The following is a 13,238-nucleotide window of genomic DNA, read 5'->3' as shown; positions in this document are numbered from 1 at the left end:
GTGTCAGCGTCACACCCGAGGATCGATAGCTGCTGCGACAATGTCGGCCAACAGATTCATTCCGACAATGAACACTGCAGCCACCAAGGTGATGCCCATCACGAGGTGAACGTCGGTAGCTCCCACGGCATCCATGAGCAATGCGCCAAGACCTTGGATGGAAAACACTTTCTCGGTGATGACGGCGCCACCCAGCAATCCACCCAAGTCGAGAGCAAAATACGTGAGCACCGGAACACAGATGTTGCGTAGCACGTGATTTGCCAGGACGCGTCGTTCCGGCAGGCCCGCAGCACGAGCGGTGCGCACATAATCCTCGTCAAGGGTCTCGAGTACCTCGCTGCGGACCATCCGCGTATAGACCGCCGCCGAGAGCACGGCGAGAACCGTCCACGGCAGGGCCAGATGCCACAGCCAGTCGACAGAGCTCACAGAGAATGGCACATATCCGGAGACCGGAACAATATCAGCCTTGAACCCGAGTAGCAGGATGCCGAGAAGGCCCACCAGATAGGCCGGTGAGGAAATCCCCAAAACTGTTCCGGTCATGATCGCACGGTCCACGACACTGCCCCGACGAAGGGCTGAAATGACGCCGGTGCTGACACCAATGACCAACCACAACACAGCCGCACCCAAAGCCAGCGAGACAGTAACCGGCAGACGGCTTGCAATGAGTTCGGTGACCGGAGTCGACAAGCGGAATGAGTATCCCAGGCAGGGAGCAGAACAGTGAATGGCATCAGCTCCAGCCCCATACGTAGTACCTGCAACTATCCCAGACAGGTAGTTCCAGAATTGCTGGTACCACGGATCATCCAAGCCCATGTAAGAACGCGCTAGGGCAAGATTTTGCGGGGTGCACGGCTTACCGCACGCCAATTGGGCTGGATCAGCAGGGAAGAACTCAAAGATGGCAAAGGTGATGAAGGTAATGACGACGAGCACCGCGAGCGTCTGCACCAGGCGAGAGGCGAGGAAATGTAGACGGTTCATCGAGACTCACCCAGCCTCGGGTCAATGGCGTCACGAAGCCCGTCACCAAAGAGGTTGAAAGCCAGGGTTACCAGGAACAGCGCGCCGCCGGGGAACAGCAAGTACCACGGATCCGTGCTCACCCAGTTGACCGCCGAGCCTATGGATCGACCCCACGACGGCGTCGGTGGGGTGACACCCACCCCCAGGAAGGACAGCGCCGCTTCCGCGCCGATCTTCCCCGGAATGGAGATGGTCGTGAAGACGATGATCGTGGCCACCAGATTGGGCAGCATCTGCCGCACCACGATGTGCAAATGGCTTGCGCCCATGGCCTGTGAGGCACGAATGAAGGTCCGCGATCGCATCGACATCGCCTGACTGCGCAGCACCCGCGCCGTTGAGGGCCACCCCAACAGACCGATGATGAGAACCATGACGGTCACTCGTGGGGCGGTGGCCGGGATGACCGCCGAAATCGCGATCATGAACACCAGCTGTGGGAATCCCAGGATGACGTCAGTGCCACGAGAGGCCAAGCCGTCCCACCAGCCACCGAAATACCCAGCAGTGACCCCCACGATGATGGCAATGATCATCGACAGGATGGTCGCCCCCATGCCGATGAGGAATGAGGTCCGGGTACCTTCAATGACGATGGCGAAGAGATCGCGGCCGGTCTGAGGCTCCACACCAAAGGGATGTGCCGCGCTGATGCCACCCATGGCACCCGAGGGCAACCCGCTCGCCTCCAGGGTGGACAAGTCGTAGCTGTAGGGATCAAGACCCATGGCTCGAGTGATGGGTGTGGCCAGGATGGCTACGAGGGTTGTCAGCCCAACGACGACTGCGCCGAACATTGCTGACCCGTTGTGCCGCAGACGGCTCCACGCTCCGCTGGGAACGCCGGTATCGGGATCGATGGCGGCCGTCGGAGTCACCGTGCTTTCGTCGCCGACTGAGGACAGAGCATCGCCCGGCAGAAGGTCGTCGGTGGCAGGGACATCAGGCGCAGCGTCCGTTTCGGACATGCTCACAGATACTCCTTGGTGGTGAGAAAGGGACAGGAATGGACATGCGTGGGGTTGGCGTCGCGTCTCAGCGACAACAACACACTCGCACGCCCATGAGCCTTCTTCTCCAAGGTTTGATGCAGCCCGCACTCGCGAGCTCGACTCCAGCAACATACCGCACTGTGAGATACGGTCTCAAATTCCACCTGTTCTGGGGACGATCTCGGCCATGGCACATGGACGCCAACACCACCTCGTCGGCATCTTGAAACCCAGTCAGGAGCCGGAATCATCCCTGGTGCCGGGGCGCGTTCATTCCTCACCAGGACGCTCTTTCACCGTGAGTGGATCTAAGGTAACCTCACTGATGCCAGAGGCACTGTGTCGTGCCACGAACCATTGACATCGAGGTCAACCCATGAGTTCAAAGGCTTACCCAGTCAGCGCGGCCACCACTCGCTCAGATCGTCCCCCAACACACATCAGCGCACAGCAGCGTGCCAAGCACGACGCATGGACGCCCGGCAAAGTCATCCTCTGGGTGATCATCTGCCTCATCGCAGGTCTCGGATGGTGGATGCTCGCCATCCACCGTGGCGAAACCGTCAATGGCATCTGGTTCGTCTTCGCCGCCGTCGGGTCGTACTTCATCGGCTACCGGTTCTACGCCAAGTACATCCAGGACAAACTCGTCCGCCCTGACGACGACCGCGCCACCCCGGCCGAATATGACTACAACGGTCGGGACTTCGTGCCCACGGATCGCCGCATCCTCTACGGCCATCACTTCGCTGCCATCGCCGGGGCTGGCCCTCTCGTCGGTCCCGTGCTCTCGGCCCAGATGGGCTACCTGCCAAGCACGATCTGGATCATTGTGGGCGTCATCCTTGCTGGAGCCGTGCAGGACTACCTCGTCCTGGTCATCTCCATGCGACGCGGCGGACGGTCATTGGGCCAGATGGCCAAGGACGAGCTGGGACGGTTCGGCGGCATCGCTGCCCTGGTCGCCACCCTGACGATCATGCTCATCATCGTGGCCATCCTCGCCATGGTCGTCGTCAACTCCCTGGCTGCCTCCTCGTGGGGAGTGTGGAGCGTCGGCCTGACCATCCCGATCGCCCTTCTCATGGGCTTCTACCTGCGTTACCTGCGCCCGGGCAAGGTCCTCGAAGTCTCCCTCATCGGCATCGTCCTGCTGGTACTGGCCATCGCCTCGGGGGCGTGGATCGAGAACACCGCCATTGCCAGCGCACTCCACCTGAGCAAGCCTTTCCTAGCTTGGGCCATCATCCTCTACGGGTTCATCGCCGCAGTGCTGCCGGTCTGGATGCTGCTGGCTCCCCGTGACTACCTGTCGACGTTCATGAAGATCGGCGTCATCGTGATGCTGGCAGTCTCGATCGTCATCGTCCGCCCCGTCATCACCGTCCCGGCCGTGACCGTTTACGCCCACACCGGCACCGGCCCGGTCTTCTCCGGAAAGCTGTTCCCGTTCCTCTTCGTGACGATCGCCTGTGGCGCCTTGTCAGGATTCCACGCGACGATTTCCTCGGGCACGACCCCGAAGCTCATCGAGAAGGAGTCCCAGGCCCGCTTCATCGGTTACGGTGGCATGCTCATGGAGTCCTTCGTCGCGATCATGGCTCTGGTGGCTGCCCTGTCGGTGGACCGTGGCATCTACTTCGCGATGAACTCACCCGCCGGCGCGACCGGCAACACCGTCCAAAGTGCGGTGGCCTACGTCAACTCCCTTGGTCTTGCTGGCGTGCACACCGACGCCAACGCCCTGACGACGACGGCGAAACTGGTCGGCGAGACGTCGATCATCAGCCGTACCGGTGGTGCACCAACCCTGGCCGTGGGTCTGGCGACGATCATGCACCAGCTCTTCGGCGGTCAAGCCATGATGAGCTTCTGGTACCACTTCGCAATCATGTTCGAGGCCCTGTTCATCCTCACCTCGGTCGACGCCGGTACTCGTGTCGCACGGTTCATGCTGTCCGACGCCCTGGGCAACGTCTGGCCCCGCCTTAAGGACCACTCATGGAAGGTGGGGTCCTGGATCACCACCGCGATCATGGTTGCCGGTTGGGGATCGATCCTGCTTATGGGGGTCTACGACCCGCTGGGCGGCATCAACACCCTCTTCCCCCTGTTCGGCATCGCGAACCAGCTACTGGCCGCCGTCGCCCTGTCGATCTGCTTGGTGGTCTTCGCTCGAGCCGGTCACACGTGGCGGTTGCTCATCATCTTCGTGCCCATGCTCTTCACCGCTGTCATCACGGTCTATGGCTCCTGGCTCAAGATCTTCTCCCCTGACCCGACGATCGGTTACTGGGCCAACCACATGACCTACAAGCGGGCCATTGCCGCTGGCAAGACATCGCTCGGCCAGGCAAAGAGCATCGACGACATGCACACCGTCGTCGGCAATACCGCCATTCAGGGGACCATGTCGATCATCTTCGTCGTCTGTGCCCTCATTGTCATGATCGTGGCTTGTATTCGCACCGTTCAGGCGCTGCGCGGCCACAACATCATCAACACCGAGGACCCGGCCAAGCCGTCGCAACTCTTTGCCCCCAGTGGTCTCATGGCCAACAAGGCTGAGAAGGATCTGCAGGCTGAGTGGGATGAGTTCTACGACGCGCATCCCGAGCTCGACCTGGAGCACGTCCACAAGGACAAGGAGCACGCGTGACCGCCGCACCCCGGCCTGTGACCGGCGATCCACTGTGGCGACGATGGTGGTCGTCGCTGCGGTGGTGGGTGCGTGGGGTCACTGGAGCTGACGCCTACGACAACTACCTGGAATGGTGTCGTCGCACTGGCCATGAGCCGATGCCGGAGAAGGCATTCTGGCGTGACCAGTGTGACCGTCAGGACCGCAATCCCCAGGCACGATGCTGCTGAAGGCCCCACCGGGCCTTCTCGTCACTGACGGGAAGGCCCGGCCAGTTCTGCGGCAACACGATCAAGGTTGTCCTCGGTCAGTTGGATGCATCTGCCATCGGGCCAGACGACGATCAGGGGCGCGGAGTTGCACGGATACATGCACCCCGTCACCGTGATGAGGACGTCGGTGTCCAAGGCGTGTGACTGTGCGAGTTTCTCCTGAAGGCGGGCATGCAAGTCAGCGGCGCCGGCCGCGTTGCATCGAGGCCCTCGGCAGGTGAACAGATGGTGGCGAAATGTTGGGAAGTCTTGCCAGGCCGGACTGTGCAGCGGTGCTTCCTCTCCTGTCACAGTCCGCCATTCATCACTGAGTTCCTGTCCCGGACGGACGACTCCAGCATGGACGACGACCGGTACATCCTCGTGGTGGCGGACCCACTGACCGGCAACTCGTCGTAGCCAGGACAGTGGCACCGGCCCGTCGTGGCTACTCCATCCGACAAGTTCGATACGGTCGTCGTCAATGGTGTTCAAGACGTCAGTGAGTGCCGGGCCAGGCCCTTGCAAACATGCGATCTGATCTGCGCCGATCTGACGCATCATCGAGCGAGTCTCATCGGCGTCGAAGGCATCGTCCCAGCTCAGCGAGACCGAGATACGTGTCGTCATGGCTGCAATCCTCTCCAGGTGAATCCCCGTCGGGAATCTGACCAGACCTCACCGTTGACCCCGAAGTGTTCTCGGACAAGGTCAGGAGTCAGCACGTCGGATGTCGGGCCGGCCGCAACCATCTGCCCAGAGTCCAGGACGATGAGATCATCGGCATAAGCGGCAGCCAAGTCGAGGTCGTGAATGACGGTCACGCTCGTCAGGCCGAGTCCACGCACTCTTTCCAACAGGTCGATCTGGTGGCGAAGGTCAAGATGGTTCGTCGGCTCGTCGAGGAGGAGGATCTGAGGTTCCTGGGCCAGCGCTCGGGCCAACTGGACACGTTGGCGCTCCCCTCCTGACAGGGACGACCATGCTCGCTGGGCAAGATCGGCGACTCCGGTTGACGCCATCGCCTCCTCAACGACTCCTTCGTCACGGCTTCGTCGGCGACCCAGATTGCCGACCCCCCATCCTCCCAGGTGAGGAATGCGCCCGAGCTGGACGACGTCACGCACCGTCAATTCGACATGGGCAGAAGGGGTTTGCTCCAGCAGAGCCATGATCCGGGAGCGCTCCTTGGGGCCGGTCTCAACCAGGTCCTGCTCCCCCAACAACACCCGGCCCGTGCTTGGCTTGCGCAGACCCGCAAGTAGGTGAAGGAGAGTTGTCTTGCCCGACCCGTTGAGACCGATGACCATCGTCATGGCTTGGGGGCGAATTGCCACGCTGACCCCGGACAGGATCGTCGTCTCATCGACCCTCCAGCCAAGATTTTCAGCCCGCAACGCTGCTGTTGTCTCCGCTGTCATGATCGCGAAGCCTGTCGCCGCAGCAGAACGACCAGTACCGGAGCTCCGACAGCCGCCGTAATAACCCCGACAGGAATCTCGGTGTCTGGACGCAAACACCTCGCCGCAGTGTCGGACCACACCATGAGCAAGGCTCCGGCAAGGGCTGATGCCGGTAACAGCTGGGCATGACGCGGCCCAGTCCAAAACCTCACGATGTGGGGAACCGTCAGCCCGACGAAGCCGATGGGACCGACAAAGGCCACACTCAACGCAGTCAGCAGGGCTGTGACGACCATGATCGCCCACCGCACGGTATTGACCGGAACTCCCAAGGACATCGCGCTGACATCGCCGAAAGCGAAGGCATCGAGGATGTGGCACAAGGCCATCCCCGCCATCAGGGCAGGCAGGGTTGCAACTGCCAGCGCGATCGTCGATCCCCACCGCAGACCCGTGAAGGAGCCGAGAGTCCACGACAACGCCGACCTGGCAGCGTTCGACTCACCGAAAACCATAATCATCATGGACACGGCCGCTGCGCACAGCTGACCGACGGCCACACCGGCAAGAATCGTGCGGCTGGGCGGCAACTCCCCGGAACGACCGGTAGCCATCCCCAAGACCATGACCAGGGCACCGACAGCCCCTCCGAAGGAAGCCAAGGTCATGAGGACCGATTGGCCCAGGGTGCTGGAAATCCCGACGACGAGAACAAAGACGGCACCTACCGAGGCCCCGCTGGAAATACCGAGCAGGTAGGGGTCGGCCAGGTCATTGCCGGTCAAGGTCTGCAGTACCGCACCACACATTGCCAGCAACGCGCCGACGACCATCGACCCGATGACTCGGGGAGCCCGCAGCTGCCAGACAATCTGATCGTTGAGGACGGTAACATCGGCCCCGGCAATGAGGCGGAATCGTCGGGCCACCACCCTGGCAACATCCCGGACAGGGACATGTACCGCCCCGATCCCCAGCACCACGAGGACAGTGCCGACCAGGGCAGCGACGAGAACACCGGCGATCAGCCAGCTACGCCAGCGACTCACTTGCCGTTGATCTTCGCAAGACCATCATTGAGGGTCTTGGCCCCGTCAACAAGCTCAGCACCCGGGGTGCTCTGGGCGAAGGGCACCGTGACGAATTTGTTCTCCTTGACCGCCTTCATCTGGCTGAGGACAGGATCCTTCTTGAGGTAATCGATCTTCGATTTTGCCGTGGACCAGCTTGCATCGGCGACAACGATGACGTCCGGATTGGAGGCAACGATCTTCTCCCACGAGCCGTCTGCCCACCCGCCATCGAGATTGGCGAAGAGATTCTTGGCTCCAACAGCGTCCATGAGAAGTTGAGGCCCACCGTGGCCTGCGCCAATGAACGGGGTCTTGTCTCCCGAGTCAAACCAGACGATCGACGTCTCGGTGCCGTGCTTGTTCCCGGTGACCTCTTTGAGGGCATCACGCTGCTCGGCAATGGCCTTGTCAGCGGCATCCTTGGCGCCGATGAGGGTTCCTACTTCGGTCATTTCCTTCCAGACGTTCTCCCAGGTGGCATCGGCCACGGGAGTGCCCTCCGGGCAACCAAAGGGGCTGATGTAGGTCGCAATCCCCTGCTTCCGCAGCTCTTCCCGTGTGCCAACAGCCTTGTCAGTGAAAGCGCTGGAGTAGGAAGACACAGCCAGATCAGGTGTGGCGGCCAGGAAGGTTTCCTTGGAGGGGTACTGCTTGGCGAGCACCTTGACCGAGTCGTAGGCCTTCTTCCACTTCGCCGGAATCTCACTGTCGAGGTAGGCGGTGCCGACGAGTGTGGATTCACCGCCGATGGCCAGGACGTCCTCGGTGGCTCCCTGATTGAGGGTCACAGCCCTTGTCGCGGGCTTGTCGAGGGTGATTTTTTGTCCGCAATTGGTGATGGTGATCGGGCCTTGTGCCGATGCTGATGCTGATCCCGATGCCGAGGAATCCTTGGGAGCGCCGGCGCATCCGGCGAGCATGACAGCGGGAATGACCGACGCTACGAGAGCGCAACGAAAGGGGACGAGGTGCATGGAGAAGCCAGCTTTCTGTGTTCGGCGTGCGCGGCCGGGTACCAACAGGACGATGTCAGGTGGTCTTCGGGCTCAACCTCGTCTCCAGCCCCGACTCCTTCCCAGTGCTCATGGCACCAGTGGCGTTCGCCGTGGCGGATCAGTCATACCGCTGCGCGTCAGCTCCGGCCTCTCACCGGATTCCAGCGCTCGTGATGTCACGAGCAACCTGACGCGAGGATGTTAGCACCCCCTGTGTATGCCCCCTTGACGGGGTCTCACCTCACTTGAACAGGTCAGTGAACCGAATCGTCGTCTTCCGATAGATCTCGTTGTAGGCGGCTCGGCGCTGATCTCGTAGCCATCCCATCCCCTTGCGGCCATACCAGGCATGAGGGTGCGCGTGGCGGCCCTCGTGGCTCTTCCACGTGTCCTGCCCGAGATGGACGTGGACAGGCTGGGGGTGCGGGTTCCGGACTTCATGGCCCCGATGACAGGAAGGGACGAGCCATCCTGTAAGCCGGGTTCTGTGGCCCATCAGGGCCGGTGATCATCCATCTGTGAACACCATTACTGGCATCCTCCAGCCTTTCGGCTGCGCAGCCTACCCGGACGCTCGGGCGAGCAGCCCTCGAACACGTCCGCGACCTCACGGTCTTCTTGGCCTTGCTCCAAGTGGGGTTTGCCGTGCCGTCATCGTCACCGATGACGCGGTGGGCTCTTACCCCGCCGTTTCACCCTCACCGGCCCGAAAGCCGGCAGTTTGTTTTCTGTGGCACTTTCCCGCGGGTCACCCCGGGTGGGCGTTACCCACCACCCTGCTCTGTGGAGCCCGGACTTTCCTCGACAACTCAGGGATTGCCGCGATCACCCGGATGACTCGTCCAAACGACAATTCTACGGTCAATACGGCATCGTCGCCACACTGGCACGGCGTACCTGGTCAGAGGGACTCCCCGGTGCGCACCAGAATGCGCTCGCACTCCTCGCAACGCACGACATCGTCCTCGGCGGCTGCGGCATAGGTGCGCAGATCGGCCGCATTTGCGGCAATGCCACACCCCTCGCACACGCCGTGGACGAGCTTGGCACATCCCATGCCGGTGCGCTCGCGCAGCAGATCATAAAGCTTGAGGAGATCGGCCGGAATACCGCCGGCCTGGGTCTGGCGCGCACGCTGCAACTCGGCCAGTTCGTCGTCAATACCTTTGAGGCCGGCGTCGCGCGAGGCCAACACGGTACGGATGTGGCCATCCAGCTCGACACGACGACGATCAGCGTCGGCGTGGGCAGCTTGGGCATCCTCGACGGCCTGCATGGCGTCAAGCTCAGCATCCTCCAACAGGCTGATACGCCGCCCGAGGTGCTCGATCTCCTCGGTCAGCCCCTGCAAGGCCTTGTGATCGGCGACGGAACCCGAGTCGACGGTCTTCTTGTTGCGCTCCATACGGGCGCGAGCCGGCTCGAGGTCCCCCTCAATGCGTTCCTGCTCCATCTTGGCGTCAGACAGAGCGGTTGACGTGGCGACGACCTCCTCAGCCAGAGTCCTGCGCTGGACGGCGAGGTCCTTGAGCTCGGCCAGCTCGGGCAGGGTCTGACGACGATGCTGCGCCTGGGCGATCAGACGGTCAGTCTGTGCAAGATCGAGAAGCTTCCACTGATCCTGTGCCGCGGCTTTCACGCTGCCCTCCTGCGTTCCTGGCCCCGTTGAACAGGCCCTGTTGACATGTGGGGTTCAGCCTACCTCTCATCGCAGACCCGCAGTCGATTGTCAGTACGTCATGTCCTCGACACCTACACTGGAAGGCACACTCATCAACCAGCGGAGGTCTCAACACACATGACCGAGACGAGGTCGTCAGATCTGAATGAACAGATGAAGCAGGCCGAGGAGCAGAAGGTCCCCAAGCGTCAGACCCCGTTCTCCAAGGCCTTCGTCGAGTTCATCCCCACGGATTGGGCTCCTTATCCCGACGAGCTTCCCGAGCCACTGGGTTCTGTGCCCTCGGCCACCGCCCATCGGGACGCCCTGGCCGCCCGTTTCGACGGGGACCGCCTGGTCATTCCGGCCGGCCATCTCATGCGTCGCAACAATGACTGCGACTACCCCTTCCGCCCCAACACCGCCTTCGCCTACTACTCGGGCCTGGGCACCGACAGGGAGCCGAACGCGGTGCTCGTCGTCGACACCACATCGCAGACCCGCGACGTGCTGTACTTCAAGCCGCGCGCCCCGCGCACCGACCGGGAGTTCTACGCCGATGCGACCTACGGCGAGATGTGGGTTGGCAAGCGCGAATCCTTGGAGGAGATGTCGGCCATGACCGGGCTGACCTGCCGCGACATCTCCCAGCTCGATGACGCCCTGTCGTCCGGTGACGTCACGGTGCGCGTCATCCGCGACGCCGACGAGAACGTCACTGCCACCGTCGACTCCCTGCGTCCCAAAGGTTCCGAGGAGGCCGACGACGAGCTTTACGAGTTCTCGTCTGCCGCCCGTTTCTGCAAGGACGACTGGGAGGTCGAGCAGCTACGTGACGCCTGCCGCAAGTCCAAGGTCGGCTTCGAGTCCATGATCGCCGAGATCCCCGAGGCCGTGCGCAAGGGACGCGGCGAGCGGTGGATGGAAGGCACCTTCGGACGGGTCGCCCGTCACCTCGGCAACGAGGTGGGTTACGGTTCGATCTGCGCCGCTGGCGACCACGCCAATACCCTGCACTGGGTGCGCAATGACGGAGACCTGCGACCCGGCGAGCTCATCCTCATCGACGCCGGTATCGAGGTTGATTCCCTCTACACCGCCGACATCACCCGCACCCTTCCGATCTCGGGCACGTTCTCCCCGGCACAGCGTCGCGTCTACCAGGCCGTGCTGGAGGCTCAGGACGCTGCCGCCGAGGTTGCCAAGATCGGCCATGATCACGCCGAGATCCATCAGGCAGCCATCCGCGTCATCTGTGAGTACCTGCACGAGTGGGGCATCCTGCCGGTCAGCGTCGAGGAGTCCCTGTCCCCCGAGGGTGGCCAGCATCGTCGTTGGATGGTCCACGGCACCTCCCACCACCTCGGCATGGACGTCCACGACTGCAACCAAGCACGTCGTCAGGATTACGCTGGACCGCTCAAGAAGGGCATGTGTGTCTCCAACGAGCCGGGCATCTATTTCAAGGAGACCGACCTGCTGGTCCCTGAGGAGTTCCGTGGCATCGGTGTTCGCATCGAGGACGACCTGTGCATCACTGATGGTGAGCCCGAGTGGCTGTCCCAGGACTGCCCGCGTCACATCGACGATGTCGAGGCCTGGATCGCCGAGATCTGGGGACGCACCTCTCACTGATCATCAAGACCCACTGATCACACGCACCGGCGATGCGCAGTGCCGGGGTTTCAGCCCCTGGCGCTGCGCATCGTTGCCGTCATGGTGAGGCAGAGGATGAGGACGGCCGGGATGGCGTGCAGGGTTCCCAGTCCGTGATTGGATCCGTTGACGGCGATGAGGATTCCCGCAACGATCTCGACGACGATGAGCACCGCACACAGGACGTCCCACCCATTGCGGCGTCCCCAGCGAGCCACCAGGAAGACGATGGCCAGCAGCATTCCGATTCCCATGATCGTCTGCTGAGCGACCCAGCCAGCCAAGGGTCCGTCACCGGCTCCGCGCACGAACATGGCCCAGCCCATGCACCGAGTCAGTGATCCGGTGCCGGCAACCTGGACGGCGAAGAAGTGACCGACGACGAGGAAGACGACAGCGCCGACGCCAAGTTTGGTACGCCCATTCCAGACCCACGGGGAGTGCGGGCTGACGGCGACGAAGTAGGCCCTCCACATCGCCCCCATCGCGATGATGGCAGCCAGCAGGTCGAAGGACGCCTCGATGCGGTTGATGCCCCATTTGATCGTCATCATGCCGAAGATTCCGGAGGTCAGTGCGCCCAGCAGGGCGACGATTGGCAGCACGACGAGCAGCTTGTCGGCTCGCCGGTACAAGATGCCGACAATGACACTCGCGAGCGCCAAGAGGCCAACCGAGGCCGAGATGACGCGGTGAATGAACTCCACCCACGGCTGGGTGGCGTCCAACGGGGTCAGGCGTCCGAAATAACACCCGGGCCAGTTGGGGCACGACGCTGACGCATCAGTGGCACACACCGTCGATCCCAGGGCCAGGGTCACAGTGATGACGACGGCAGTGATGGCGAAGAGAACCGCCACTCCTTTTGGCACGACGTTTCTGGTGGAGACGGTGTTGGTCATGGAAATCCTCGGAAGTGGTGGTTGCCGTCAGTCATGGACATGGGCGCGAACGCTCACGATCCTGCCATCACCACTGAGCGGACCCATCAGCGGGTCCCCTGGTGAGGATCAGCCCTGGAAAGCCTTGGACCTCATGAAGGGCATATCGGCGACCATCTCACGGGCCTTGGCGGCCACCTTGTGCTCGGCCAACACCTCGTAATGGGTGGCGACAACCTGCTGGACGGAGTTGAAATCCCGCTCCCCGCCCGACATCGCATACGTGATAGCAGCGGTGATCATGCCGATGATGACGCCCACGAGCAGACCCGTCAGCAACACCGCGACAATGGCCTCGCCGGTGGTGAAGAACATCATCATGAGGCCGACCAACAGGCCCATGCCGAGCCCGGAGACGGCTCCTTGTCCGAGCACCGAACCCCAGGTACGCCGACCTGTGACTCGCTCCATCGTCTTGAGGTCAGTTCCGACGATGCACAGGTTCTCGACCGGAAATTCCTTGTCGGACAGCCCATCAACAATCTTCTGCGCCGTCTCGTAGTCGTCGACGACAACGACCGACTGCGGGTACTCAAGATTGAACATGCCGCTGGCCTTGCCCGGCATCACACTCATCGTCACGACGAC

General features: G+C 62.2%; 12 protein-coding genes, 1 other RNA gene and 1 riboswitch. Of the genes, 3 read left to right on the top strand and 10 right to left on the bottom strand.

Annotated features, from left to right (window positions below):
* Positions 1-9: 9 nt before the first annotated feature.
* Positions 10-996 (bottom strand): ABC transporter permease, encoded by a 987-nt coding sequence (locus tag O6R08_RS03035; RefSeq protein ID WP_271418684.1) that lies wholly within the window; start codon positions 994-996, stop codon positions 10-12.
* Positions 993-2,006, bottom strand: coding sequence for an ABC transporter permease (locus O6R08_RS03030; protein ID WP_271418683.1), 1,014 nt, complete (start codon positions 2,004-2,006; stop codon positions 993-995). Before O6R08_RS03030 ends, O6R08_RS03035 begins: the two co-directional genes overlap by 4 nt.
* 400 nt (positions 2,007-2,406) lie before the next feature.
* Here O6R08_RS03030 and O6R08_RS03025 point away from each other — a divergent pair, with 400 nt between their 5' ends.
* Both O6R08_RS03025 and O6R08_RS03020 read left to right on the top strand, forming a co-directional pair.
* Positions 2,407-4,689 carry a carbon starvation CstA family protein gene (locus O6R08_RS03025; RefSeq protein ID WP_271418682.1) on the top strand — a complete coding sequence of 761 codons (2,283 nt, stop codon included), beginning with the start codon at positions 2,407-2,409 and terminating at the stop codon, positions 4,687-4,689.
* Positions 4,686-4,901, top strand: a complete 216-nt coding sequence (locus O6R08_RS03020; protein ID WP_271418681.1) for a YbdD/YjiX family protein — start codon at positions 4,686-4,688, stop codon at positions 4,899-4,901. Before O6R08_RS03025 ends, O6R08_RS03020 begins: the two co-directional genes overlap by 4 nt.
* Positions 4,902-4,922: 21 nt before the next feature.
* Here O6R08_RS03020 and O6R08_RS03015 read toward each other — a convergent pair whose 3' ends face one another.
* The 6 genes from O6R08_RS03015 to O6R08_RS02990 form a co-directional block, all read right to left on the bottom strand.
* Positions 4,923-5,552, bottom strand: coding sequence for a (2Fe-2S) ferredoxin domain-containing protein (locus O6R08_RS03015; RefSeq protein ID WP_271418680.1), 630 nt, complete (start codon positions 5,550-5,552; stop codon positions 4,923-4,925).
* Positions 5,549-6,343: an ABC transporter ATP-binding protein gene (locus tag O6R08_RS03010; RefSeq protein WP_408640126.1), complete on the bottom strand. Its 795-nt coding sequence runs from the start codon at positions 6,341-6,343 to the stop codon at positions 5,549-5,551. The genes O6R08_RS03015 and O6R08_RS03010 overlap by 4 nt, the downstream gene beginning before the upstream one ends.
* On the bottom strand, positions 6,340-7,374 hold the full coding sequence (locus tag O6R08_RS03005) for a FecCD family ABC transporter permease (RefSeq protein ID WP_271418679.1): 1,035 nt from the start codon (positions 7,372-7,374) through the stop codon (positions 6,340-6,342). The genes O6R08_RS03010 and O6R08_RS03005 overlap by 4 nt, the downstream gene beginning before the upstream one ends.
* A complete protein-coding gene (locus O6R08_RS03000) occupies positions 7,371-8,372 on the bottom strand; it encodes an ABC transporter substrate-binding protein (RefSeq protein WP_271418678.1) in 1,002 nt (333 codons plus the stop codon). The genes O6R08_RS03005 and O6R08_RS03000 overlap by 4 nt, the downstream gene beginning before the upstream one ends.
* A 41-nt stretch (positions 8,373-8,413) precedes the next feature.
* Positions 8,414-8,599: riboswitch (cobalamin riboswitch) on the bottom strand.
* A 252-nt stretch (positions 8,600-8,851) separates the two neighbouring features.
* Positions 8,852-9,234, bottom strand: an RNA gene (gene rnpB / locus O6R08_RS02995) — RNase P RNA component class A.
* Between the two features lie 60 nt (positions 9,235-9,294).
* A complete protein-coding gene (locus tag O6R08_RS02990) occupies positions 9,295-10,032 on the bottom strand; it encodes a zinc ribbon domain-containing protein (RefSeq protein ID WP_271418677.1) in 738 nt (245 codons plus the stop codon).
* A gap of 159 nt (positions 10,033-10,191) precedes the next feature.
* Here O6R08_RS02990 and O6R08_RS02985 point away from each other — a divergent pair, with 159 nt between their 5' ends.
* Complete coding sequence (locus O6R08_RS02985; RefSeq protein WP_271418676.1) at positions 10,192-11,688, top strand: aminopeptidase P family protein; 1,497 nt, start codon at positions 10,192-10,194, stop codon at positions 11,686-11,688.
* Positions 11,689-11,738: 50 nt separating this feature from the next.
* On the opposite strand, the gene O6R08_RS02980 is transcribed toward O6R08_RS02985, so the two are convergent.
* Together O6R08_RS02980 and O6R08_RS02975 are read right to left on the bottom strand one after the other, a co-directional pair.
* Complete coding sequence (locus O6R08_RS02980) at positions 11,739-12,611, bottom strand: COX15/CtaA family protein (RefSeq protein WP_271418675.1); 873 nt, start codon at positions 12,609-12,611, stop codon at positions 11,739-11,741.
* 108 nt (positions 12,612-12,719) lie between these two features.
* Positions 12,720-13,226 carry a general stress protein gene (locus O6R08_RS02975; protein ID WP_271419193.1) on the bottom strand — a complete coding sequence of 169 codons (507 nt, stop codon included), beginning with the start codon at positions 13,224-13,226 and terminating at the stop codon, positions 12,720-12,722.
* Between the last annotated feature and the right edge of the window lie 12 nt (positions 13,227-13,238).

The sequence above is a fragment of the Cutibacterium equinum genome (assembly GCF_028021195.1).
GTDB lineage: Bacteria > Actinomycetota > Actinomycetes > Propionibacteriales > Propionibacteriaceae > Cutibacterium > Cutibacterium equinum.
The sequence above is the reverse complement of the archived record's forward strand: the minus strand, read 5'-3'. Positions and strand labels throughout refer to the sequence as shown.

Bases quoted from the DNA above. Each gene is read 5' to 3' on its own strand.
- O6R08_RS03035 (WP_271418684.1), bottom strand. From the start codon at position 996: ATGAACCGTCTACATTTCCTCGCCTCTCGCCTGGTGCAGACGCTCGCG.
- O6R08_RS03030 (WP_271418683.1), bottom strand. From the start codon at position 2,006: ATGTCCGAAACGGACGCTGCGCCTGATGTCCCTGCCACCGACGACCTT.
- O6R08_RS03025 (WP_271418682.1), top strand. From the start codon at position 2,407: ATGAGTTCAAAGGCTTACCCAGTCAGCGCGGCCACCACTCGCTCAGAT.
- O6R08_RS03015 (WP_271418680.1), bottom strand. From the start codon at position 5,552: ATGACGACACGTATCTCGGTCTCGCTGAGCTGGGACGATGCCTTCGAC.
- O6R08_RS03010 (WP_408640126.1), bottom strand. From the start codon at position 6,343: ATGACAGCGGAGACAACAGCAGCGTTGCGGGCTGAAAATCTTGGCTGG.
- O6R08_RS03000 (WP_271418678.1), bottom strand. From the start codon at position 8,372: ATGCACCTCGTCCCCTTTCGTTGCGCTCTCGTAGCGTCGGTCATTCCC.
- O6R08_RS02985 (WP_271418676.1), top strand. From the start codon at position 10,192: ATGACCGAGACGAGGTCGTCAGATCTGAATGAACAGATGAAGCAGGCC.
- O6R08_RS02980 (WP_271418675.1), bottom strand. From the start codon at position 12,611: ATGACCAACACCGTCTCCACCAGAAACGTCGTGCCAAAAGGAGTGGCG.
- O6R08_RS02975 (WP_271419193.1), bottom strand. From the start codon at position 13,226: ATGAGTGTGATGCCGGGCAAGGCCAGCGGCATGTTCAATCTTGAGTAC.